Origin of the sequence: Streptoverticillium olivoreticuli subsp. olivoreticuli (assembly GCF_003391135.1) — a bacterium.
GTDB classification, from domain to species: Bacteria; Actinomycetota; Actinomycetes; order Streptomycetales; family Streptomycetaceae; genus Streptomyces; species Streptomyces blastmyceticus.
In genome coordinates, this window is record NZ_CP031455.1 from 7,038,743 (window position 1) to 7,063,997 (window position 25,255).

13 protein-coding genes are annotated in these 25,255 nt (G+C 68.6%); 8 read left to right on the forward strand and 5 right to left on the reverse strand.

From position 1 onward, the window contains the following. The first annotated feature begins 50 nt into the window (after positions 1–50). Positions 51–305, forward strand: coding sequence for a CopG family transcriptional regulator (locus DXZ73_RS31235; RefSeq protein WP_116214331.1), 255 nt, complete (start codon positions 51–53; stop codon positions 303–305). Then, positions 302–745, forward strand: a complete 444-nt coding sequence (locus tag DXZ73_RS31240) for a PIN domain-containing protein (protein WP_116214332.1) — start codon at positions 302–304, stop codon at positions 743–745. Before DXZ73_RS31235 ends, DXZ73_RS31240 begins: the two co-directional genes overlap by 4 nt. A 270-nt stretch (positions 746–1,015) precedes the next feature. Here the strand turns inward: DXZ73_RS31240 and DXZ73_RS31245 are convergent, their stop codons facing one another. Beyond that, the gene (locus DXZ73_RS31245; protein ID WP_240351569.1) at positions 1,016–1,246 is read right to left on the reverse strand and encodes a hypothetical protein; all 231 of its coding nucleotides are present in this window, start codon (positions 1,244–1,246) and stop codon (positions 1,016–1,018) included. An 887-nt stretch (positions 1,247–2,133) separates the two neighbouring features. Between DXZ73_RS31245 and DXZ73_RS38455 the strand changes: the two genes are divergently transcribed. Next, the gene (locus DXZ73_RS38455; RefSeq protein WP_162890387.1) at positions 2,134–2,910 is read left to right on the forward strand and encodes a hypothetical protein; all 777 of its coding nucleotides are present in this window, start codon (positions 2,134–2,136) and stop codon (positions 2,908–2,910) included. Then, complete coding sequence (locus DXZ73_RS31250) at positions 2,907–3,182, forward strand: helix-turn-helix domain-containing protein (protein WP_116214333.1); 276 nt, start codon at positions 2,907–2,909, stop codon at positions 3,180–3,182. The genes DXZ73_RS38455 and DXZ73_RS31250 overlap by 4 nt, the downstream gene beginning before the upstream one ends. Here the strand turns inward: DXZ73_RS31250 and DXZ73_RS39690 are convergent. Together DXZ73_RS39690 and DXZ73_RS39695 are read right to left on the reverse strand one after the other, a co-directional pair. Then, the gene (locus DXZ73_RS39690) at positions 3,074–3,508 is read right to left on the reverse strand and encodes a DUF2399 domain-containing protein (protein ID WP_338059162.1); all 435 of its coding nucleotides are present in this window, start codon (positions 3,506–3,508) and stop codon (positions 3,074–3,076) included. The genes DXZ73_RS31250 and DXZ73_RS39690 overlap by 109 nt on opposite strands. Positions 3,509–3,625: 117 nt before the next feature. Beyond that, on the reverse strand, positions 3,626–3,847 hold the full coding sequence (locus tag DXZ73_RS39695) for a TIGR02679 domain-containing protein (protein WP_240351570.1): 222 nt from the start codon (positions 3,845–3,847) through the stop codon (positions 3,626–3,628). 104 nt (positions 3,848–3,951) lie between these two features. Here DXZ73_RS39695 and DXZ73_RS31260 point away from each other — a divergent pair, with 104 nt between their 5' ends. Continuing rightward, positions 3,952–6,972: an AAA domain-containing protein gene (locus tag DXZ73_RS31260; protein WP_162890388.1), complete on the forward strand. Its 3,021-nt coding sequence runs from the start codon at positions 3,952–3,954 to the stop codon at positions 6,970–6,972. Between the two features lie 136 nt (positions 6,973–7,108). On the opposite strand, the gene DXZ73_RS31265 is transcribed toward DXZ73_RS31260, so the two are convergent. After that, complete coding sequence (locus DXZ73_RS31265; RefSeq protein ID WP_162890389.1) at positions 7,109–8,983, reverse strand: DUF2075 domain-containing protein; 1,875 nt, start codon at positions 8,981–8,983, stop codon at positions 7,109–7,111. Positions 8,984–9,192: 209 nt separating this feature from the next. After that, a complete protein-coding gene (locus DXZ73_RS31270; RefSeq protein ID WP_116214335.1) occupies positions 9,193–9,861 on the reverse strand; it encodes an NERD domain-containing protein in 669 nt (222 codons plus the stop codon). A 942-nt stretch (positions 9,862–10,803) separates the two neighbouring features. Between DXZ73_RS31270 and DXZ73_RS31275 the strand changes: the two genes are divergently transcribed. The 3 genes from DXZ73_RS31275 (at position 10,804) to DXZ73_RS31285 (ending at position 25,153) form a co-directional block, all read left to right on the forward strand. Beyond that, positions 10,804–16,767, forward strand: coding sequence for a DEAD/DEAH box helicase (locus DXZ73_RS31275; RefSeq protein ID WP_162890390.1), 5,964 nt, complete (start codon positions 10,804–10,806; stop codon positions 16,765–16,767). A gap of 5 nt (positions 16,768–16,772) precedes the next feature. Further along, positions 16,773–19,073 (forward strand): hypothetical protein, encoded by a 2,301-nt coding sequence (locus DXZ73_RS31280; RefSeq protein WP_116215985.1) that lies wholly within the window; start codon positions 16,773–16,775, stop codon positions 19,071–19,073. A 134-nt stretch (positions 19,074–19,207) separates the two neighbouring features. Beyond that, positions 19,208–25,153 (forward strand): hypothetical protein, encoded by a 5,946-nt coding sequence (locus DXZ73_RS31285; RefSeq protein ID WP_162890391.1) that lies wholly within the window; start codon positions 19,208–19,210, stop codon positions 25,151–25,153. The last annotated feature ends 102 nt before the right edge of the window (positions 25,154–25,255 follow it).

Genomic DNA, 25,255 nt, shown 5'->3' on the forward strand with positions numbered 1-25,255 from the left:
GCCAGCCGGTGCCAGTATACATCAGCTTGGTACATGGGTAATCTTGGTACATGTCGATGAAGCGAACCAACGTCTACGCCGATCCGGAAGATCTCGCGATCATCAAGGAAGCGGCCAAGCGTCGTGGCATCAGTGAGGCCGAGATCATCCGGCAGGGTATTCACCTCGCTGCCATGGCCAACCGGGTCTGGGATGAGCCGCTGTTCTCCCGGACCTTCGAGGGTTCGGGGCGCACTCCCTCCAAGGCCGAGGTCCGTGACGCGGTCGCGGATGCGGTTCAGCGGGAGAGAGGGACCGCTGCGTGATCATCGTTGTGGCCGACACATCCGGCCTGCTGGCCGCGCTCGACTCCACGCACCCCGAGCATCAGGCGGCGAACGAGGCGATCATGGTGGCGGGATTGCTCGTCATGTCGCCGCTGTTGCTCGCGGAGATCGACCATGTCGCCACCCGTGAACTCGGCCGCGAGGCCGCGGTCAGTGCGGTCGACGACATTCGACACTGGATGCGCCGGGGTCGTATCTCGGTACCGGAGATCACGGAGGATCACCTGGGGGTCGCGCAGTCCGTCCGCGCCCGCTACTCGGGCCTGGACCTCGACCTGGCGGACGCAGTGAACGTTGCGCTGGCCGCGGACTTCGATACCGATGCCATCCTCACCCTCGACCGCCGGGACTTCCGCGCGGTACGCCCGCTCGGCCGCTACAAGGCATTCCGGGTCCTCCCTGACGACCTCCCGCTCTGACGTGGACCTCGCCAGTGCGGTCGGCATATGACCCACGGAAGGTCAGCGGAACGCCCCCTTGCGTAGGGGAGCGTCGCGCAGGTGTCCGTAGCGCCCACGCCGCACGTAATGCACACTGCCGGTCAGTGCGATGCTCGCGCAGCATGCTCCTGACCTGCTGTTTCTTTCCACATGTTTTCCATCTACCGCTTCCCGATGACGCATCATGTGGAGTGCGTGGCGATTTTGAAGCCGGTGGGGAAGGACGTCTGAGCGGCGGGTCGCTGCTCTTCAGCAGGAGTTGGGACCGTAGGGGCTCCAGCCGTGGAGGAAGGGCTCCAAGTCCTCGGCGCGCGGTTCCGGGACCTTCGGCAGCCGGGGTGGCGTGTTCAGCCGCTCCACGTGCGTATCGGCCCATGAGACCCAGGCTTCGGCTTCATCTTTTGCCTGCCCGTCCGGCAAGGTCTCCACTTGCCGGCGGGCGGCACTGAGGTACTCGGCCAGCGGGTCGCGCGTCGCCACGCCTCCTCCTGCGACTCAAGGTGCTTCATGCGATACGCCTCGGCGTACTCGGCGCGCGCCTGCCGCATCGAGGCTTCCCAGCGCAGTCGCTTCTGCTTCGCCGCCTCCAGGTCGGCCAGCCGCTTGCGTTCGGCGGCTTCCCCTCTCAGATCCACCTCCTGGACGATCTCCGCCAGCTGATCCTCGAGGGAGCGGTCCGCAGTGTCTGCCCACTCACTGGCACGGTGTGGTTGACCGCCGCTGACGATGATCCGCGGACGGGCGGCCGGGGGCGCACCGTGAGTCGCTCCGGCCCTATTGCTGTGGCCTCGACTCCGAGTTGCGGTGATGAGCGCCTGAACAAGCCGCAAAGCCCGCGCTTGCACGGCCTTGGTCAGCCCCATGGGTGGGGATTGGCCTTGCAGGGCTCTGACCACGGCATGGGGCTGAGTGAGTCTGGCAGGTACGGGGATGGGTTCGAGGACGGCCAAGCGCCAGGCGGGAATGTCCATCAGCCGGATCTCGTAGCCCTCGCGGCACCAGCCTCCGTACAGTTCCTTCGTCTTGGGAATCCTCCCGGCCCTGCGCGCCGCGCTCACGCGGGCCTCCGACTGGAGCCAATGCACTCACCGGCATGTTCTCAGCCACAGCCGACGGTTTCGGGAGTTTCAGAGCGCTGACGTCCGGCACGCTCTCGCCGCGCACTGGGGGCGGAGGATCTTGTACGGGCTCGGCGGCCGCGCCAGCCTCAGCGGCCCGTTATCTTATTATCCGGCTCGGCCGTTACCATATCCCCCAGAATCCACCTTTTCGGGTGGGCTGGCTGGCGTACTCACCAACCCCGTGCCCACGCTGCTCTTGTCCCCCAGGAGACTTCTCCTCCATGGGCCCGAGACAGAGGGTGAGTCATGGTTCATCCGAGTACTTCACGCATCTTCGACGCCATTGAAATCCAGGTAGCGGAGTACAGCGAGCGCTACCCCGCTGCCTGCCTCTGCATCGATGCTGTCGAGCCCGGTGAGCTCGCGAGATCCCCGGCACTCTCCTTACCGGCAGCTCGCCGGATCGCCCTGGACCCCGAGGAGGACCCGGCACGACGCGATGCCATCTGGCGACGATTGGTCCAACTCGGCCAGCAGGACCGGGCTGGTGACCCCGACCGGATGTGGAGCCTCGTGGCGATGTGGATGTTGCTCCCCGGACTCCGCCGCACAGTTGGGCGCCTGGCGCGCTACTCCCGTGCCGATACGCAGGACATCTGTTCCGCAGTCCTGCTCGGCGCTTTGGAGGCACTCCATGCTGCCGACCCCGAACTCCCCGGGCTCGGAGACTTGTTGTGGCGTGCAGCCAGCAGCGGGGGATGGCGGCTGGCGAAGGCTGCCGTGCGTGAGTATCCGGTCGAGGATCTGGAGAGAGCCGGCAGGCACCGCGGAGCCCGGCTCGACGAGTCGGCAGACTCCGGCAAGGTGGTGCACTGCGGAGTGCCGGGCTCCTGGACGGAAACCGGGGCCGACACCGTTCAACGCGAAGGTGAACGCCTCGGTGCGGTGGCCCATCGCCTGGGGCTCGGCGCGACCGTAAGCGCCACTCGCCTGTGCACACAAGCCCGCACCATCGGGCACCGCACGCCCAAGCGCGCCCATGGGCGAACGAACCGTACGGCCTGTCGGAACGATCCCTCATGACCGGGCGTTCCGGACCCACGCTGACTTTCCCGGAACTTTTCCGGCTTCCCGTCACGGTCGATCTGCGCACCGCGGCACGCGCCCTGGGGATGAGTCTCGGTACGGCCTACCGACTCATCGGCCGGGGCGTCTTCCCCTGCCCCGTTGTTCGCCCCGGGCACCGTTATCGCGTACCGACTTCGGCCCTCATGCGCGTCCTTGAGGTGGAGAGCCGCCCCGTCCACCTGGACGATGTGGATGCGGGTGCAGAGTTCGCCCGACGGTTTGACTGAAGCGTGGTTCGAAACCTCCTGCAGGGAACCGGATCCGAGGTTCCGAAGACTGCGCCGTACCAACGGGGGCGGTCGAGTGGGAGCCGGGGAACGCTCTCGGACTGGCTGCGGGCGGCAAGTCGTTTGTAGTCCTCGGCGGTCAGCCGCCAGGGACGGGCGTCATAGCGGCGGATGATCCGGTTGGCCAATGCGACGCCGGGCCAGTCGAAGTCGCTGTGACAGGCGAAGCGGCAGTCAGTGGCAGTGAGGGTGTCGAGGAGGCTGATTACCCCCGTGGCGGAGCTCCCGGACGTGCAGACGAGCGGCTGAGAGCACGGCAGTGTCAGCGGCGGCTTCCACTACGCGGGGGTTCTCACAGATACGGATCAGGGTGCCGGGTGGCAAGAGCAGGCGCAGGGCGCGCAGGGTGAGGTGCGCTTCCGCATGGTGCAACACCCGTTCACTCAGGGCGCGTTTGCGTCAGCTATCCCCTTCTGGCCGTAGGCGAGCACGGTGCTGGAGACCTCGTCCGGTGTGACGTCCGCCAGGCGCCACAGGGCGCGCCGCCCGGCGGAGCTCAGCGCCATAGGCGAGAGCGATGCCTCGTTGGACGAGTCGGGCGAGCCACGTCCCGCCGTCCAGGCCGTGCGCGGATCCAGCCGCTCAGGCGTGCTGAGAGTGCCCATGCGCTGGCCGGAAAGCTTTGTCCTGTTGTTCCTTCTGTCTAAAGTCGCACTACTCGGCATCCGTAGCGGGTGGTGGCTCGGCTACTGGACAACAGGGGGCGGGAATGAGCGAGGGAGCGGCACGGCCGTATCCGGTGAACGAACTGCTGGACGCGGCGCGTCTGGAAATTGCTGCTGAACTGCACAGCGACGGAAAGGAAGGGCAGAAGGCCTCCCTGTCCGCGGGCCGCAGGATCTCAACCGCGGACGACAGGCATGAATACCTGTTCGACTGCAGGAAGTGGCTGGATGCGCTGGACGGCAAGCCCGCTTTGGTCCGTGCGTCGCGGTCGACCGGCGACTGGGCTCCGGCCGAAGTGTCCCGCATGCCCGACGGCAAGGTGCGGCTTGTCACCGTGACGGACCTCGGTGGGGCACCGGCCCATGTGCAGATCCGGGAAGACGATGCCGCCTCATGGCGGGCTCTCGCGGAGCGACTGGAGACGGTGGGGCAGCCGAAGCATCCGGTGCGGGAGGAGAGCGCGGGATGGATGCTTGGGCGGGGCGCCCCGAAGCTCCAGAACGGGGGGACAGCTGGGCGCTGGGTGGCCGACTGGGCTTCACTCCAGCTGAATTCCCGTCAGCGCCAGGCCGTGGAGCAGGCGCTCGCCAGTGAGGTGCTGTTTCTCTGGGGGCCTCCGGGGACCGGTAAGACCGACGTCGTCGCGCACATCGTCGAAGGCAGCTACCGCCAGGACCTTTCGGTGCTCTTCCTCGCACCTACGAAGGTGGCTGTGGACCAAGCCCTCGAACGGATCTGTGAACTGCTTTCAGAAGAGGGTGGCTTCGCCGACGGGCTCGTACAGCGCGCCGGTGAGATCACCGTCCCTTCGCTCCGCGACAAGTACGGCGATCAGGTCGACACCGAGCGCATCGCTGCGAGGCTGACTGCCCGCATCGACGCCTCCCTCATCCGGCTCGGAGCGGTTCTCCAGGACGTACGCGAAGGCATCGTCGTACACGACAAGGTGGAAGGGCTTCGAACCGACCTGGCTTCAGCCCAGAAAACCTATAGCGAGGCCGGGCGAGCGCGGGCTACCCATACCGAGGCCCAGAACACGGCCCGTTCACGGATATCCGCACAAGAGGCGGTGATGACGAAGATCGGGGTGCCGAGCGGGATGTTCGCAGCCCGGAAGCGGGCGCAGCTGGACAGCGCGCAGGCTGGTCTGGCCCAGGCCCGGACCCTGGCCCAGCAGGCGGCGACGGACCTGGCCACCGCGGACCGTGACCTGCGCCGGGCTACCAGCGATATCACGAGGATCAGGGCATCCCTGTCGACCGAGCTGCCGAAGCTGGCGGAGTTGCCCGCACGGACGGTCCTAGGAACGCAGGCCGAGCAGCTTCAGCAGGAGATCAGCGGGCTCGAGGAGCAGCGCAGGCGCATCGAGGAGACCATCCGTGCGAAATGCGGAGTGCTCGGCGCGACAGTAGCCAAGGCCGTGCAGTCGCGGAAGCTGCTTGATCAGGTCGATGTCGTCGTTATCGACGAAGCGGGAATGGTCGATCTGCCGTCAGCCTGGTACGCGGCCGGGCTGGCCGGCAAGCGGGTCGTGGTGGCCGGCGACTTCCGTCAGCTACCCGCGGTGACGAAGGGCGAAGGCGACCGCAAGGCGACCAGCGTCGAGCGTGACCACGCTCGGCAGTGGACCGCCCAGGACGTGTTCCATACGGCCGGTCTGGTCACCACGGGGGGTTCGGTGATCCGCGACGCGCGGCTCGTGGCACTGGACACCCAATACCGTATGCGCAGCGCCATCTGCGACCTTGTGAACACGGTCGCCTATCCTGACGCGCCTCTCCGGACAGGCCGCGGAGACGACTCCCGCATCCCCTTCAACACCATCGTCGATTCTCCGCTGATCCTCATCGACACCTCGCGGCAGCGCATCCCAGGCCGGGACCATCTCACCAATACCGTCCATGAAGCAGCCGTGCATGAACTCGTCCGTGGCCTGCAGTACGAGGGGGTGCTGCCCGGCCGTAAGTGGGGGGAGGCGGCGGCCGGCGAGCGAGCCACCGACCGACTGGCCGTGATCGCCCCGTACCGGGCACAGGTCAAGGCGTTGAAGAACAGCCTCGCCTACCGTTTCGGCGAAGAGTTCGAGGGGCTCGTGGACACGGTGCACCGGTTCCAGGGCAGCCAGCGGCCCATCGTCATCCTCGATACCACGGCCGGCGCCGGAGCGAAGCCCGGTTACTTCTTTCAAGGCACTGGGCTGTCCTCGCACACGTGCCGCCTGCTCAATGTCGCCCTCAGCCGTGCTCAGGACCACCTCATCGTCGTCGCGGACGTCGAGCACCTTCGCCAGCATCTGCCTGCCGGCAGCGAAGCGCGACGTATGCTCGACCACCTGGAGGTACACGCTCAATGCATGTCCGTCGATGAGCTCATCCCCGTCCGTGAAGCCGCCCAGCTCGCCTCACTCACGGACGAAGAGCTGGCCCGCCCGGCCTTCTTTCCGGCCGACGAAGTACCCAGGGCTGTGAGCTGGGACATCGACCGGGCCGACCGGAGCATCGAGATCTACTGCCCGTTCCTCGACCCGCGGCCCGTGCGTACCTGGTCCGTACACTTGGCCAAGCGGATAGCCGACGGTATCAGTGTGATCGTTCGGACGCGGCCTCCCGAGGAGCAGACCACGGATGCGGCGGCTGAACGCGTCCGGGGACTGATCGAAGACCTGCGGGCGGCCGGCTGCCAGGTGGAGTTCCGCGAGCGAATGCACGAGAAGGTCCTCATCCTCGACGGTGCCGTCCTTTGGCACGGCTCCCTGAACCTGCTGGCGAATTCGGGTCCGACTGATCTGATGATGCGGCTCACGGACCCTTCTGCGTGTGAGCGTGTGGGCCGCGTGATCGAACGGGCGCGTAAGGAGCGGGCTGCGTGGAACCCCAGGCCTTCGAATCGTGCAACCGACGCACCCCGCGGGAGGCGGCTGTACTTGAATGTCCCGTATGCGGAGAAGGATGAGGCGAAGCGGATTCTGGGCGCTCGCTGGGACAAGGAGCGGCGTCAGTGGTATGTAGACGCCGACCGGGTCAGTCGTGAACAGGCAGCACGATGGCTGCCGTCACCGTCCTGAGCGCGAGGAGCGGACACCTGCGCGGGCGTCGGATTCGTGGTGAAAAGAAGGCGTGATACACGTCCGGGTGGCGCCAAGCCGTCCAAATCCGTCTCCTTGAGCCGACTTGGAGGCTGTGCTGCGCCGCCTATTCCCCTTAGTTTGCGGCCGACGGGATCAACGAGCGGAGCTTCTCGCGGGTTTCAGGGTCTGTCGAGTAGATGATCGTTCCGATCATGCCCCGGGTCAGCAGCACCTTGTAGGTGTTGCGGATCAGCCGGTCGATGTCCTTGTCCGGGGTCGCCTTGGTGAAGGAGGGGTCCTTGGACGCTGTGCGGTCCACCACCCAGCGGTCGGTGCGCCAGACGAGGTCCGGGCCCATGATCACGCCCGACCAGTCGTACTCGAATCCCTGCGCGGTGTAGACGCATCCGACCTGTCCGAAGCCTGCGGGATCGGTGGCCCAGAGTGGTGCGGGCGGTGCGCCGAGGAGGGAACGGTCCCCGTACACGTTCCACGGCTTTGCCCAGCTGCCGATGGCCACATCAGCAGGCAGCGCCGGCATGCTTGGCGTGATCTCCGTCGTCCACTTCCAGCAGTAGCCCGCAGACATCCGGGCGCCGTATCCCTCGGCGCGCTGGGCAGCCAAGAAGTCCTCCATCTCCTGGGGGGTTTCCGCCGTCAGCAGCCGGACCTTGCCGTCGGGCTCCCACGCGGTGGGTCCGTCGCCTTCCAGCCCCAGCAGGTCAGTGACCCACCGCAGGTACGCGTCGCTGCCACCGCACCGGAACTGGCTGTCCAGCTCCACCACCGTGCACTCCAGCCCCTGCTCGGTCGCGGCCTCCTGGATCTGCTCCACTGTGCCCATCTCGCCAGGACGCACCACCTGGTGCTGGTCCAGCAGGAACACCGGCACGCGGGCTGCGTCGATCAGTTCCGCTACCTGGGGGCGGCCGGTGCGCAGCGCGGCCTTGGTGTAGCGGTTGGCGGACGTCTTCCGGAGCCGGTGCGCCTCGTCGCAGACGAGCACGTCGAGGTCGTTGGGCTCGGCCTCCATGAAGCTGTTGAAGTACTTGAAGAGCCGCTGGACCTCGGGCTTACGGGCACCCGCGACCTTGCGCATCGTCTTGGTGAACGACTGCGAACCGGTCGCGTGCAGGGCGGGCACCCCGCGCCGGTAGAGCTCGCCCAGGAGGGACAGGGCGATCACGCTCTTGCCGGAACCGGGACCGCCGGTCACCACGACCACCTGCTTGTGGTTGGACCGCCGTGCCTCCCGGACCGCGGACATCACCGTCTCGTAGGCGAGCCGCTGCTCGTCCAGCAGGACGAACTGCTCCCGGTCGCGGACCTCTTCGGCGGCGACGGCCATCAGCTGCTTAGAGGGCCGGACCTTGCCCTGCAACAGTGCGTCGGCCGCGTCGGCGCCCGGTTTCGGGGCCAGCTTCGAGCGCAGGTACTTCAGAAAGGCACCACGCTGCTCACCGGTGTACATCCGGCCCCGGTCGTCCTCCGGCACGGCACGCAGTCCCGCGACACCGAACTCGGTGGCGTTGTGCAGGTAGGCCACGCCGACGACCGACTCCGGGGCCTGCTCCAGCGCTCCGTTGAACGACACCAGGTAGTCGCAGTATCCCCGCACCTGCTCGATGGGGTTCAGGACGGAGGTTGGGTACGCGTCGATGCGGCACCGCAGGGGATCGCCGTCCTCCGGATACGCGCTGCTCCATTGCTTGAGCTCCACGACCACGTACGACGGCCCACCGGTGGCCGGGTGGACACCGGCCAGTATTACGTCCGCGCGCTTGCTGGTCAGCGGCAGCCCGTACTCCAGCAGCATCTCGACATCGCCGAGCCCGGCTTCGACCAGCGCGTTGGTGAGCGCAGGGATGCTCCGCTCCCAGGAGCGCTGTTCGGACAGCTGGGGTCGGTGGCCGTGCTTGTGCAGGAAGTTCTCGGTCAGGAGCTCTGCCAGCCGTCCTTCAAGGTGGCTGCGGTTGGCCAACGACGCCGCGGACTCACGGAACAGCAAGAAAATGCCCCCAGGCAGCACGAAGTAACTCGTGCGGGTGGGGGCATGTCCTTCGGTTCCACGGAGGGTGGAGCGGAAGCCCGTCGGGCCGCTGAGATGGTCCCTGCCATTTTAGGACAGGGTGTGGATCATGTCTCCAGAGCGTGGACGTGATTCCGGCAGATGACTGGACCGCTCTGAGCGCCTTCCGCTCGCATTACTCGACCGCGTCAGGCGGAGGGCACGAGGTGGAAGCGTGCCGGCTCCGCCAACACCGCACGCGCACCCTCGAAATCCGCGAGCCGGGCTGCGACCGTCGCCACCGCGAGCCGCTGGGGCAGGACCGCGGAGACCCGCTCGAGCGCGCTCTTGATCTCGCGTGATTCGACGGCGGTGATGCGGTGCCGCTCGTCGCGTGGCGGCCGCTTCAGCATCTCGACCAGCTCGGTGATGGTGTGGACGCCGTTCAGGTCATGGGCCGGAAGGCGGATGCACAGTGCGTCGTCGGTGAAGCAGACGGCCTCGCCGACCCACACGCGCTTGCCGTGCTGCTTGAGCTCGTTCCTCAGCAGCCCGGCGAGTTCCTTCGCCTTCTTGTTGGCCAGGTGCAGGGGATTGCCGTGCGCGCGGCGGTGGCCCTCGCGGGTGGTCTGCACCCAGGTGCGGTTCTCGCTGGTGACCGAGCCGTACCAGTTCTTGAGCTCGATCAGGAAGACGCCGCCGAGGGCGACGACGAGGAGGTCGACCTCGCGGACGTGCCCGCTGTTCGCGGTGAACGTGAAGTTCGACCACGCCCGCCACGGGTCCGAGTCGGGCAACTGCTCTCGAATGGCGTCCAAGCCGCTGCGCTCGTGGACGAACCCCGACTCGGTGACCGTGGTCCACCGGCCTTCACGCATGCACTGTCCCCCCTTCTCGATCCCTGTGGTGAGCGACAGGACCGCCTGGTATCCGCCCCCGAACCAGACAATCCCGGCAAGCCGCTCCCCGTGTCGTATGTGGATCGTATAGTCCTGTCCATTGGCTAGTCCTGTCCATTGGCAAAGGGTGGGGACAGGCGACGCTCCGTGGGATCGGGTGGGGGAAACTCCTGATTCCACATGCCGTGCCGCGGGTCGTGGAACTCCGGTGTGCACCCCCATGAATGACGATCAGTGGGGAAAAGCGTGGGGGATCCGGGGCCGTGGGCGCCGACGCTCTGCGGTCCTTCTTCTCCCGTCGGGAACGTGCGCTGTCCGCCCATGCGCTCGGAGCCGACAGCGGGTTAGCGGGTTCCGGGCTGGTGGGACATGTGCCCAGAGCTGGGCGGTACGCCCTTCGACGGCGAAGCGGCACTGGCAGCACAGCCTGCCCCTGCGTCGGCGCTACCGCAGCCGCCACGAGAACCTCATCGTCTTCAGTAGCCACGAGTTCTATGGGAGCGAACTGGCCACCTGTCCCGGAGTCCAGGAGTAAGGTCCCGACACCGGTGTGGAGTTCACCAAGGCCGACGGTGTCCACGGCTGGGGCGGATACAGGAACAATCCTGTGGAAGCGGCGGCGGTGGCCCAGAGAGTCATCCACCACGAGGACGGAAGGTTCGCCGTGCCGGTGGGCCGGGCCCGTTCCGGCCGTCTACTTCCCCGGTGCTCCAAAATTTTCCAAAGTTGTCGTCTATGATGGTGGACACCGTCAGTGGCGTCCGGCTCACGTGGCGTTCTTGCAGTGACGGGGTCAGCTGGCCGGTGGGACCGGCCGTCGCGCTGTGGGATGCGAATGCCGCGGGCATGCGCCTCGGTTCTCCAGGGGAGGGGGCTGAGGTCGCCGAGCGGTCGGCCTGGGCGCGTAGGGGAGGGGTGTTCGTGGCCGAGGAACAGACGGTTTCCGCCGCGGCGCGGAAGATCGTGGACCTTGTCCGCGCCTTCCCGTCCGGAATCTCCGAGCGGGATCTTGCAGCGGAGGCGACCAGGCGGTTCAGAGGACTGCCGGAGCAGCGGCTGGCCAAGTTGGTCACCGAGGCGGTCGACGTAGGGCTGCTGAGCACTTCGAGCGGTCGCCTTCTCCATGCCGCCCCCTCGACGCCGACGGTTTGCGAACAACCTCTGCCGGGCGACACGAAGCCGTCCGTCGACGCGTCGCCGTCCAGGACGTCGGTCCTGCGGGCCGTCGCGCTCGACATCGAGAGCATCGTGCGGACCACGGCGACGGCGCCCTACATGGAACGCCACGTCTACGAAGCGGCAGCCGTCAGGTTAGGCGCCGATCCGGAGTGGGTGGCGGCGGCACCCCGCTGGCAGCGGTACCTCAAGTTCCCGGGGGACGGCGACGAGCTGCGTGACGGCGGAGTCCGGGACGCCGTGCTGGACCGGGGAATTCCCGCGCGGCAAGCGTGGGCGGAGCTGAGCGACTTCCTCGGGGGCGCCGACGTTGTCGTCGCCTACAACGGCACGGGGCTGGACTTCCCTGTCATCAGCGAGGCGGCGAAGCAGGCCGGTACGAGCGATCCGCTCGCCGCCGTCCGCCCCGTCGACGCCCTGTACCTCGCGCACGCCCTGTGGCCGACAGCCCCGTCCCACCGGCTCCAGGATCTGGTGCGGGAGCTCGGCATGCCCGGCGCGGGCCTGCGCGCCCACACCGCGGACGGTGACGCCGCCCTGCTCGTCCGGTTCCTGGAGCGGGCCGCCGCCGAGTTCGCCGGCAAGGCGGCCGAGTTATGGGATCTCGTCGCCGATGTCTGCCCTGACTCCGACGCGTGGCGGCTCCTGCGGGAACTCGCCGAGGGGGCGCGTGCCGCCGAACGGGAACCGCTCATGTGGGAGCAAGGGCACGTCGCCCGTCTGCTGGGTGCCGAGTTCGCGCAGCACCCACCGCGCCGGACACCTGACGACAGGTCACCGGGCTGTGCCACCGTCGTGGTTCCGGACGAGTTCCGAGGCGTCGGCGGACGAGTCGATCCGACTGCCCTCGCCCGTGTCGTGCATGGCCCTCGTGTCGAACCTCGGCCCGCCCAGCAGACTATGACGGCGACGCTGCACGACTGGACCGACCGAGGAGCCAGTGGGCTGCTGGAAGCACCCACCGGAACCGGCAAGAGCTACGCGGTGCTCGCCGCCGCGCTCGACTGGCTCGCCGGCGGTGACGATCGCACGGCGGTCATCGCCACCTACACCAAACAGCTGCAGAGCCAGATGGCGAAGGACATCCAGGACCTGGAGCGGGCCCTGCCCGGCGTCCTCGGCGTCGCCGACCTGGTCAAGGGCAAGTCCAACAGGCTCTCCCTCGCGGCCCTCACGAAAGCCCTTGCCGAGGCCACGCGCCCGCGACGCTCCCGAGGCGCGGCCCGCAACCGTGCCCGCTCGGCCCAGCGGCTCCGCTTCCACGAGCTCGTCGTCTTCCTCACTCTGCGCCTGCTCGCGGCCAAGGAGCCTCCGCAGTCATGGGCGGCGAGATCCGTCGACCCGGTCGACCTGCCCGCCTTCTTCATCGACTACATGGGCCCCGGCCTGTCCCTCTGGCTGGAGTCGCTGTCCCAGCGCGACGGCGACTACGGGTCCGGTACGGGCAACCCCCTCACCATGCACACCAACACGGTCCGGGAGGCCATCGGCAGCCATCGCCTCATCCTCGCCAACCACGCGCTCGTCCTCTCCCATCTGGACGACCTGCGCGCCGCCGGGCCGGACGTACTCCTCGTGATCGATGAAGCGCACGAGCTGGAGAACGCCGCCACGTCCGCGCTGACCGTCGCCGTCGACTACCAGGACCTGGAAGAGCTTCTGTCGGAGTACCAGGCATGGGCCACGGAAGCTCGCCCGGGCGCGGCACGCGACCAGGCCGCCCTCGTGATCGCCGACCTGGAGAGGCTGCTCGACGACGAACGGCTTCCCCGGCTCGCGGCCCAGGCCTTCGACGCGCAGGCCAAGGGGGTGGGCGTACGGATCGGCAGCCGGGCGACCACGCTCGCCAGCCCCTACACCGGCACCTCCGGCACCAGGGACACCCGGCGGCTGTCCCTGCTGCTGGACCGCATCGCCAAGGGACTCGTGAACTGCCGCGTCACGTTGGAAAGGTACGTCACCCAGCACAACCCCCACCTCGATCCATTGGTCCAAGAGCGCCTGATCGCGTTGGCGTCGCACACCGACTCCATCACCACGGCCCTCGACCGCGTCACGTCCGACATCGGTGCCTTCCTCGACCCCGCCGTCACCTTGGACGACGCTCTGCCCTCACGCGTCGTCCACCTCGAGGAGCTGGCCGAACCCAAGGCGGAACTGCGCTCCTATCGTTTCCGTATTGCCACCAGCCCCGTCGACCTTCCTGCCGATCCGGAGTGGCGGCGCTACCTGGAGTCGTTCCACCGTGTCCACTACGTCTCCGCGACCCTTCGTGTCGCGGGGGAGTGGGACTTCATCCGGGGACGGCTGGGCCTGCCGGAGGGCCTGCCGGTCTTGGCTCTGCCTTCCCCGTTCGACCTGCGGAACCAGGCCGAAGTGGTGTGTTTCTCCGACTTTCCGTCCTGGGCAGAGCAGGAGGAGGGCGCTCTGCGCACCGTTGCCCACCAAGTGGCCGGATTCGCCGGTGAGATGACACGGGAACGCTCCGACGGCAATGGGATCGACGGCGGCGGCCTGATTCTCACCACCGCCCGTTCGACCGCCGCGGGCATTGGCTTCCACCTCGTGGAGGAACTGCGTTCCCGCGCCTTGGACACCCCGGTCGTCGAGGCCCTCACTCTCGGTAACGGTCGCGCCTATCACGCCTTCACCGACCGGCAGGACGGTGGCGGGTTCCTCGTCGGCACCAAAGGGCTCTGGCAAGGAGTCGACATCTCCGACGCGGAGCGGCTGCGACTCGTCTGGATCAACAAACTGCCTTTCGCGCCGTTCGCCGCCCCGATCGTGGAAGCCCGGCGCACCGCCGTCGCTCAGCGCGCCGAGCGCGCGGGCCATCCCGATCCGGACGGCGCGGCCACCGAGCACTACTACCTGCCGTTGGCCGCACTCCAGCTCCGCCAGGCGGTCGGCCGGCTCATCCGTTCCGACCGGCATCGCGGCGTCATCGTCATCAGCGACCGCAAACTCGCGGGACAGAACAGCCTGCGCCGTTCGTACCGGCGCGCCTTTCTCGGCAGTCTCGACGACGGGCTGGAACGCCCCGGCCCGGACACGGGTGACACCGGCGGCGGCAACGTCACCACCATGACCGAAGGGTGGCGCCGCATCTGGGAGTTCATGGCGGGACAAGGCCTCCTGAAGCCTGCCCGCGCGGCCGAACTGTGCACCGACGAAGCCCTCGAACGGCACACACTCCTGCCGCACACCCGGCGCATCCGCGAACTGGCCCTGACCCCCGAAGAGACCCGGAAGCTGCGGGAACAGGGCCTCCTCGCCGAGGAGGTCAGACAGCGCTGCTCCGAGATCGGCGGCCTGCTGAGGCTCGCCGACGAACCCGTCGCCCTCAAGCCGGCGCAGCAGGCGGTCATCACCGCCGCGGCCGAGGGCCGCAACGTACTCGGACTGCTGCCCACCGGCTTCGGCAAGAGTTTCACCTTCCAGCTGCCCGCTCTGGTGCTTCCCGGCGTCACCGTGGTCGTCAGTCCGCTCGTCGCTCTCATGCACGACCAAGCTCTCGAACTCAACCGGTCCATCGGCGGAGCGGTCCGTGCCCTGATCTCCCCGCTGCGGGAGTCCAGCAGCAGGGCAGGCAAGACGGAAGTGACGGACCAGCTTCTCGGCCGCGCCGACCACGGCATCCGGCTGGTCTACGTCAGCCCGGAGCGCCTTTGCCAGCGCCGCTTCCGCGAGACCGTACGGGAGGCCGCGGCGGCGGGCAGGGTGACCCGGATCGCCGTCGACGAGGCACACACGCTGGCGCAGTGGGAGGACTTCCGGCCGAGCATGCGCCGGGTCAGCCGGTTCCTGGACGAATTGCGCCGGGACCACGGCGTGGCGGTCACCGCGGTCACCGCCACGGCCAACCGAGCCGTCCACGAAGCCCTGCGTGAAGGGCTGTTCGCCCTTCACGCCGAGGTTCCCGAGCCCGGCTCGGCCGAAGCGGGCGCGGAAGCGGAACGCCCCGACGTCGTCGGCGGGCTCGTGACGGTGCGCGAGAACCCGATCCGACCCGAACTGGCCGTCTACCGGCGTTCCCTCGACCGGCTGGGGCAGGGCGGCGTGGCGGGGCTGGTGGAGCGCGTCATTGACGCGCTGAACGGTCACGCCATCCTCTACTGCCTCACCGTCAAGGAGGCCAACACCCTTTACACGCATGTGCGCGAGTACGTCGGTGACGCCGGTGTGCGTGTGCTGCGGTTCCACGGCCGTCTGACGGAGGCGGAGAAGGCAGCCGTCATGACGGAGTTCCGGGAAGCGCCCCGCGAGGGCGACGAGGGTTTCATGCCGGTCGTCGTCATTGCCACCTCCGCGTTCGGGCTCGGCGTCAACCGGCCTGACGTGCGCACGGTGATGTGCGTGTCACCGCCCACCGACCTGGCCGCGTTGTACCAGCAGATGGGGCGGGCCGGGCGTGACAGCGCGGGCCGGGGGACAGCCGCTACGGGGCCTGTGAACAGCGGCCTCGCCCTGGCCACGAGCCGAGGACTGCGCATGGTCCGCTTCATGACCGGTCAGGAGCCGGCGCCCTCGCTGCTGCGACGCATGGGTGCCCTCGTCCTCGCACAGAGCGAGGGAACGCTCGACTCGGTGAGACTGGCCGACATCCTCATGGCCGACGACGCCGCGGCCGGGGTGCTGAGCGAGTCCGAGCTGGAGGACCGGTACACGCAGGAGAGCTACCGGAACGGCCTCATGCGGGCCTTCAGCGCGCTCGCCGACCTCGGAGCCGTAGAGGATCTCGGTGACCACCCGCCCTACTGCGCGGTCAAGCCGGGTGACCTGCGGACGACGCGGTACGGCCCGGGGCGGAGCGGTACCGCCGCGGAGAAGCACGTGGGTGAGGAAGCCGAGATCGCGCGGATCGAACAGGGCGTCATCGACATCGCTCTTTCCTGGGGGACTCCGCGGAACATCGAGGTCCGGCTCCTCGACCGGGAACTCGCGGCCCGGTGCGCCGGCTACCGTTCGGTCGCTCATGGCCCCGCGGCGACCTGGGAACTTCTTGCCGACCTGCACGACCGCGGGCTCCTGGACGTCTCGGCAGCATCCAGCCGCCGCCTGGTCACCGGCCTGACCGTACGCATCCGGACCCTGCCCCACGGCTACCTTCCGCTGCTCGCACGGCGCAGCCGTCGCACCATGGAGGAACTGGCCAGGCTGAAGGACTTCTTCGGCTCGAGCACAGTCTGTGCCCAACGGGCCTTCGCCGACTACTTCGGTGCCCCTGACCTTCCCGAGGGCTGTTGTGCCACAGCTCGTTGCCGCTGTTCGGCTTGCTGGGACACCGGCCGCTGGCCCGTGGAGGAACGGCGCCCTGCCGTCGCCGAGGCCTTCTACAGTCCGCGCCCCCGCGATGGCGGCCGTACGGACACCGCGCTGCGGGACCAGCGTGTCGATCTCCAGGTTCACCGGCTGCTTCAGCTCCAGCCGCAGGGCGTGCACCCGCGTCGGCTCTGGCACGCGCTGCGCGGTGACGAGTTCGCCTACAACCCGAGGAGCCGAAAGATGATCCCTCTGCCGAAGGCGATCCGGGACAGCCGTCACTTCGGGGGCCGTGCCGACCTCCCCTATCCCAAAGTCGGAGAAAGCCTGATGCGGCTGGCTGCCGGGGGAGCCGCCATCGAGGGACCGGAAGGCCTCTGGCGCGCGGTCCGTCCGGCACGACACCCGGGCACCGGGTCGGCAGGGCAGCAGGAGGGCGGGGCGTGACCACGATGACCACGGCTGGAACGGACGTCTGGCTGCCGTACGGCAACGAGCCCGTGCTCACGCCCGCCATGACCGGAGGGCACGCGGCCACACCCCCTGAGGAAATGGGCCGCCTCCGCCGCTACCTCGAGGCAGTCGTCGCCGACCGCCGGTGTCCCGTGCACACGGCCGTCGCCTTCAACGCCGCCTACTTCGGCTACGAACTCGGGGGCGAAGGCTATGGGAACGGCCCCTTCGACCTCGACGCCTTCCCTTCCTTGACGCTGGGGGACGAGATACCGGCTCTTTCCGTCGGAGCGCTCGTCCGGATCGAAACGGGCTCCGACCCTCTGTACGCGGAGATCGTCTACAAGGAAGGCCGCCACTCCTGTGTCGAGGAGGGCGCCGACGTACCGGCCTGGATATCCGGGGCACCTGTCGGCGTACAGGGACCGGGGGTGCACGAAGCGGCAGCGCACCCCGTGCGCCGCGAACTCCTGGTCCCCGACCTCACGGCCTTCGGCCCCGCGCTTGAGCTCGGCGAGGCCAAGCTCAAGCGGTTCCGGGCCCGCCGGAAATGGCTCAACGAGGACGGACACGTCGTCGTCGACGCCCGGTACACCTCTTTGCGGGAAGCGGAGCTCGACGACACGACCGCCTTCGTACACCATCTGCTCACCCGTCGGCGAGAATCACTCGCGAGCTCTCTCGTTCCCATCTCCGTTGCGCACCTGGCCGGTGGTGGCGGGGAAGAACGGCTCCGGAACGCCCTCTCGGGGCTGATGGACACGGTCGGTCATGCCTTGCGTACCGGTGACACCTTGCGGAGCTGGGGCCACTACGCGCTGACCCGCGGACGCATTGGGGCTGGCCTGCTCGACGACGGGCCACTGGGAGGATCGGACCTGCACACCCTCGCCGGCTCTCTGGAACACGGAGCAGCCCCAGCCGCCCGTCGGCGTCATGGCCTGAACGGCCCCCGCACCGTGTACACGGCGATCGGGCCCTGGCTGCGCGGCGTGGACGGCGCTGAGTCGCTGCTGACCGGCGTGGAGTACGCGGTCTCGGTGTGCCGTGCCAACCTCGCGGTCACGGATTTCGTCCGTGGGGACACGGACAACGGTCTGCGCGCCGAAACCGATGTACGGATCACCCTGGACGACGAATTCGAGAGCGGCGGCATCTGGCGATCCCACCATCCGGGCTCGGAAGAGTCGGACGACAGCGACCCGCTGAGCCCGGCCGGACGCGGCTGGCGGGATGCGGCGAACCCGTCTGCGCCTCACGGTGCTGCGGCCGCTCAGCGTGCTCTCGAGGAGGAGCAGCACGTCGATGCCTTGCCCGTCGACACCCCGCTCGTCGACGACGAGGACATCGGTCCGTCGAACTACCTGAGGATCAACGACAGCGAAGTCAGCTGGCAGGTCCCCCTGCGCCTGGTCCACATCATGGACGGCAGGCTACCCCTGGACCGGATGGTCCGGGACGGGCTGGCCCACCTGGGCAGGGAATCGGCCCCCGTGCGTCTGGAACTCACCCATCCCGGCGGCGAGATCGATGCGTCCGAAGAGGTCCAGGAGGTCGCTCTGGACCTGACCGAGGGGACGGGCATGCTCCGGGAGATCCAGTGGCCCATCGATTTCTTCCCCGGGCTGCGCATCCACGTCCAGTGGCCGCGCGGCGGCACGGTCTTCCGGCTCCACACCGTCGAACTGGAGGCCCCCGTCGACATAGACGGGCAGCTTGTCGCGCACCGCTACGACCCCTCGGTTCTCACCCGAGAAGGAGCTCCTGGCAGCAGCAGGGACGGCGACTCGTCCGCCGGATTGGACACCCGGCGTCTCGTACTGCGTGCCGTACGACGCTTCGGCAGGCTCACGCCCGACGGGCACGCCTTGCTCGATCGGACCGCGCTGCCCAGGGGTATCTACGACACGACTCCCGCCTCGCATCAGGTCACCGCACTGGAACAGGCCGTGGACGAACTCGTCTCCGAGCGACACCTGTACGCGGCTACGGGCAGCCGCGGTGCGGACGGCGAGCCCCACCATCCCGCACGTGACGGAGAGTGTCCGATCGCCCTGGTCGGTTACGCGCCGAACCCTGTGGTGGTGCCACGGCCGGGCCAGGGCACCGCCACCCCACCGCAGGACAAGCGCACCGAGTACTTCGTCCACGGCTTCCTGCGGCGGCTGCCCAGGGGCCGGGAGTCAACCGACGAGCAGCGTGCCGCCTACCGCGAGCACTGCCGCCACGTCGGGAAGGCGGACGGCTGGGAGCTGCCCTGCGGCTACACCTTCGTCACCGCGCACTCCCGCCGACGCTGACCGAACTCCACCGCCGGAAGGGCGCCGCCGCACGCGGCCCTCCGCGCACCGCACCACACATCGACACGAGAGATCGGGACCGAATGACCGTCAGCTATCCCGTGATTGCGAAGCCACCGTTTTCTCCGCCGGACGTGCCGGTCGACCTGCTCGAGGAACTGGCCTCGGCGCTCGAGGGGCTCGGCTGGAACCTGGGCCAGGCCCTCGACGAACTCACCACTGAGGAGACGGAACTCGCGCTCAACTCCCTCGGCCCCAAGGACCGCCAGATCATCATGCGGAACCTTGGGTTCCGTACGGTCGAGCCGCGGCGCTTCGGCCACGTGCTGAGCGAACAGGTACTCAAGCGGGTGCAGCGACTGGAGCCCGCCCACAATCGCCGGCATGCCGCGCGGCACCTGACAGCCCGCATCATGACCGACATCGACCGAGCGGCCGAGGAGCCCGACTCCACCCGCACGGGCCACCGGCTCGCCGGCCGATGGGGAACCCGTCTCCTGCGCCTGGCGTTGTTCTCCCATCTCCAGGCATCGGCACACGACGCCCGTCTGCTCGTATGGGCCGCGGACCACGACTGGTGCGGCATCCAGGCGGACGAGGCTGCCCGGAACGCGGTGCACAAGGCCGCGCAGCGGGTGATCGACGCGACTCCCGGCTTCGGCCTCGGCACCGCGCTGCACGAGGGCGCAGCGGCCGAGGACATGCTTCCGACAACGGCCGTTTCGGATCCCCGGCAGCCGAGCGGCGCGTTACTGCGGAAATCTGCTGAGCCCGCAGAGGAACAGGGGCGGGCCAACGAGCGGATCTCTCTCGGTGACCTCGCCTCGGCCGAGGCGGAACTCGAGCGCGTCGTCGGCGAGGCACTCGCCGCCGCCGACCGCCTGCGCGTCGCCTTGCTGGACGGCCGCCCGCCCGCCGACAGCGACCTGGCACCGCTCGCCGCCGTCGCTCCGGCGTTCTCCGGTGCGCAGGCCATGCTCTCCGTGATCGGTGTCACGGGTGTCACCGACCGTCTTGCCGAAATCCACACCGCGATCGAGGAGTTCCGTACGACCGCGGAAAGAAATGAGAGGGACGCTCGGACCCGTCGTGTGATGGCGACCGTGCTGACCCTCGGCTGTGCTCCGGGCAGTGCGGTGGCCGGGGTGATCACGGACGCCAGACAGCGCGCCGGGGGACTGCTCGCGAAGCAGGAGTGGGACGAACAGGACGCTGCCTCCGCGCACATCCTCACGTTGCTGGTACGCCTTGTCGAGATGAGGGAGCAGAGCGACTCGTCCCAGGCGTTCACAGACATCCAGCGAGAGCTGTCCGCAGCACATACTTCGTATGCTGTGGCGGCTGTCTTCCACGAGCAGATCACGGTGGCCGAGGAGACGGACGCCACAGCCTTCCCCGAAGCCGAAGAGCCCGCCAAGAGCGAGGAGCACCCGGAACGCCCCGATGCCGGGGAGGAAGGGCAAGAGCGGACCACAGCGTCGGATGACGACACCAGCGCACATGTGCTGGAAGTACAGAAGGGCGCCGAGTCCGCTCCGGTCGAGCGCGGTTCCCTTGCTGCCGATGCCTCTGAGCCGAAGACCGAGCCGCTCCGGTCGGCCTCGGATACTGCGGTGACCGATGTGGCCAAGTCGATGGCCTCCACCACCGGGACAGACTCCGCCGACGGCGTTCGGGCCAAGGACATCGAGCCGGCCCTCGCCCGTCTCATCGCCGAGAAGCGGTTCGGGCTGGCTGCCCACCTGTCGCGCGCCGCTGACGGTCCGGAAACCGAGTCCGTCGTCCTGCGCCTGGCCGCCGCCTCGACACTGCTGCGCTCCAGGACGGGCAGCGCGGCTCAGCTCATCGAACAGTCGTTACACGAGTGGGACGTTCGCAAGGAGAGCGACACGGATGCGCTGTCCCTGATCCTGCTGCCCACCCTGGTCCGCGCGGCCCTGGTGACGGGTGTGCCCGTCGCCGGGGCACACTTGAGGGCGCTCGCTCCCCAACTTCCGGGTGCCTTGCACGAGGTGGCGACCGCGGTGGCGGAACGCACCGAACAGAGTGCACTGCTCATCGCGCCGACCCGTGCCGTCATCGCCGACGTCTCCCAGATGGAGGGCGAACTCCGCGCGGCTGTGGAGGGCTGTCAGGCCCTGCTCACCGGTCCAAGGCTGCGCTTCCAACGGGCCAGTGCCATGGTGCAGCGGTGGCTGGCTCCGACCGGCCTCCTCGGCAGCGTGCTGACATCGATCGTGGGTGGTGCCCCGGACGCGGAACGGCGAGCGGACCAACTGCTGGAGAGCCTCACCCGGCGCCCGCAGATCGAGGCGGCCATTGACGAGATGGACGGTGCGCTGCGCGCCCCGGGCAAAGACGGTGTCCAAGGGGCAGCCCGTAACAATGTCCGTCAGTACCTGGAGCGGGTGCGGGACGCCGTACGGGAGTGGCGCGCCGTCAAGCACGATCTGGTGGGACGTTCCGAGAAGAACGCGTGGGCATTCCAGTCCGTGGCCTCCCTGCGGCTTGCCCTCCTCGAACTGCGCGAACGGGTCGCGGACGACCTCACCGCTGCGGAGGGCAGTTCCGCTGCCATGACGAAAGCCACTGCCCTGGTGGCCAGGGAACTGTTCGAGGAGATCTTTGGCGAACTGGAGGCGATCAGCCGGGCGCCCGAGACAGGAGCCGAGCCGGACGTCCAGCAGGTCCTGGATGTCGAGCTGTACAAGGCACGGCACACTCCGCCGGACGAGAAACCGACCGTGGACACCCTGCTCGAGGCCGTGGACCGTACGTGGGACGAAGCGATCGGCCACCAGCTCGACCGTGACGAATTCAGCGCGGTCCGTACCATCGTGGATCTCGCCAACCTCGCGGTGCTCCCCGCAGCCCACACGCTGACGCTCCCCCCGGAGCGTCGTTCAGAACTCACGGCGAGGGAGAAGAAGCGCCGCGCGGAGCTCGTCGGGAAGGAGCGGGAACTGGCAGCCCGGCTCCGACGGTCCCAGGCGGACGAGGCGCTCACAGTCGAACAGGACGTCAGCCTCCAGGAGTCGCTGGCGGACGCCAGAGCCGAGCTGGAGAACGACGTGCGGTGCGAGCTGGCTGCGGTCCGCCGCAACCTCGACCGGGTCGAGGAACTCCTGCCCCGATACCGGCGGGAGGCTGCGAATCGGCTGCGTGCCCGGCTGGACGCGCTCAAGGACGTCAGCGCGGAGGACCGCGAGCGAGTCCTGCGCAATCTGGACACCGACAGTCTGGCCACCGCGGCCGAGCTCGTCTACTTCCTGGAGCTGGGCGAGCCGGTACCGGAGATCCGGTCCGAGGACTCGCATCTGGAGGCTTTCTTCCCCGTGGTGCCCGACGCGCTGCCCGGTGGCGTGGACGCGGAGCTGGTCGAGACCGTCCGGTCCCGTGGCCGGTACGGTGACCACGCGGTGCTGAACTACGCAGCCCTCTCGGAAGAGGAGGCCGAACGGGCCGCCGCGGCTCTGGAGCTGTGGAGCGGGCTCGCCGCGACCAAGGATCGGGTCAAGATCAACCCGCGGGAGAGCCTCACCCCGGCCCTCTCCCTGCTGGGTTACGAGGCACGGCGGGCCCGCCCCCTGGACAACCTGCCGCGTGGTAAGGACTACCGGTTCTTCGAACTGGCCGACGTACACGTCACCGGCCGTGCCTGGGCACCGGCCTTCGGGTCGCAGATCAAGGACCGAGGAGGCAAGCTGCGCGCCCTGCTGATCTGGGGGCGCCCCGCCGCGGAGCTGCTCATCAGCCGCGCTCTGCTGGACCCCGACGAGAGCAGCCTGCTCGTCGTCCACTTCGGGACGCTGGACAGCAGGACCCGCGCCGAACTGGCCGCCGCCTCCCAGGGGGGTAAGCCCATCATGGTCGTCGACGACGCCGCCCTGGCCTACCTCACAGCTCGCGGCAACCGGCGGGTGGACGCCGCGACCGAGACACTGCTGCCGTTCTCCGCGGTGAACCCGTACATCAAGGAGAAGCGCGGTCAGATCGGCCGGGAGATGTTCTACGGTCGGGACCGCGAGCGCAAGAGCATCCACGACCCGGCGGGGACCCAGATCCTCTACGGCGGCCGGGGGCTCGGCAAGTCGGCCCTGCTCGCCGACGCGGGTGATCGCTTCGAGGAGCAGCGGCCCGGAGCGTACCGCACGCTCTATCTCAACCTTGACAAGATCGGCATCGGCAGGGGAACCGCCCTCGGTGCCGAGGCCATCTGGCCCACGCTGGACCGGGAACTCGTCAGAGAAGGTGTTCTGGAGGAGCCCCGACGCCGTGACCCTCGGCGGGAGGCGTGGCAGAGGGTCACCGACGGAATCGCCCGGTGGCTCGAGCAGGACCCCGACAGACGGCTGCTCATCCTCCTCGACGAGTGTGACCGCTTCTTCGAGGCAGATGTGCCCGAGTGCACGGAGACCCGCCGCCTGCGCGGTCTGGGCGAGGACTCACGTGGCCGGGCGAAGGTGGTCTTCGCCGGTCTGCACTCCGTGCAGCGCTTCACCCGGCTGGCCAGGAACGGCCCGTTCAGCCACCTGGCACAGACCCCCACGGTCGTCGGGCCTCTTGCCCCGCAGTTCGCGGCCGACCTGATCGTGCACCCGATGCGTGCCCTCGGCTTCGAGTTCGCCGATGTCGATCTCGTGAACCGTGTACTCGGATTCTGCTCCTACCAGCCCTTCCTGCTGCAGATCTTCGGCAGCCGGATGGTGCAGGTCATGCAGGACAAGCGGGCGCGTGTCCCGCTCGGCCCGCCACCTTGCACGATCGAGGAATCCGACGTGGACGCGGTGGAACAGGACGCTTCGCTGCGGTCGGACATCACCGCGGCCTTCAAGGACACCCTCGCCCTTGACGACCGCTACCACGTCATCGCCAACGTCCTCGCCCAGCACGCCCGGGACAACGGCCTGGAGACCCGGCTCAGTGACCGGGAGCTGCGAGGGGAGTGCGCCGGATGGTGGCCTCGAGGCTTCGAACAGCTGGACAGCGAAGGCTTCCGTGCCTACCTGCAGGAGATGGTCGGCCTCGGTGTCCTGGCACCGAACAACGACGGTCAGGGCTGGCACCTGAGGGGCCCCAACGCGCTGCGCATGATCGGCACCGCTCAGGAGATCGAGGCACGGTTGCTCAGGGCCGAGAGGGAGTCCCGACTGGAGGAGACTGTCGTACTGGAGAGCCGTCCGGTCCTCTCCGAGGGCAGGTCTGCCCCGCTCACCGTCAACCAGATCGACTACCTGCTGGGGGAGCGGGTCAACCAGGTCCGCGTCGTCCTCGGTACGGAGGCGACCGGCGTCGCGGATGTGGAGCAGACCCTGCGGGAGGTCACCGGCCGGGTGGCGGGCTGGTCGGTCCCTCCGATCGGTAACGCCAATACCTTCCGCAAGGCGCTCTCCGCCGACCGCCTCGTCGGCGAACGGCGGCTGATCATCAGCGATCTCGCGCAGGGCAGTGAGAAATCCTGCCGGGAATCCCTTGAGCTGGCCAAGGGTGTCCTGCCCGATACCGCCGAGGTCACCAGGTCCGTCGTCCTGGTGTCGGGCGTGGGACAGCTCGGCCTGTGGGCCGATCTCCTCATGGGCGCCGACGCCGACCGTGACAGCGTCATGGTGCTGCGTCGGCACGACCTGCGCAGCCTCAAGGGCTGGACGCAGCGCCACGGCCTGTACGAGACGGACGAGCGGCTGGCCCGCCTGGAGACGGCCACCGGGGGCTGGCCGGTCCTGCTCGACAGGGTCCTGGAACTGTGTGAGCGCCGTCGCGACCAGGACAGAGCGCTGCGGGACCTGGCGTCGTGGCTGGAGCAGGGCAGCGGTGCCGGGCAGTTCGTCGAAGCTGTGGGCCTTCTGGAGGACAGCACCCTTGAGACTGCCTACTCCGGCATCATCAACGAGCTCGGCACCGGGTGGCACGACGACGCCGACACCGTGATCGCTGCCGAGATGGCCGGCCTTACCCACCACGAGGCGCGACGGGCTGTCACCTGTCTGGAGGCCCTCCAGACGTTGGACCGGGACGGCACGCGTCTCCGCGTCGAGCCGGTCCTCCACGCGGCGCTGGGCGCGGTCGGCGCCAAGGGCTGATCCCCGGGGTGGGGCCGGGCCTCGTCCGGCCCCACCGTCGCCCGGCGCGGGAACGTGGCGGCTCTCCCGCTTCCGGCTGCGCCGCGGCGCGCTGACCACGGG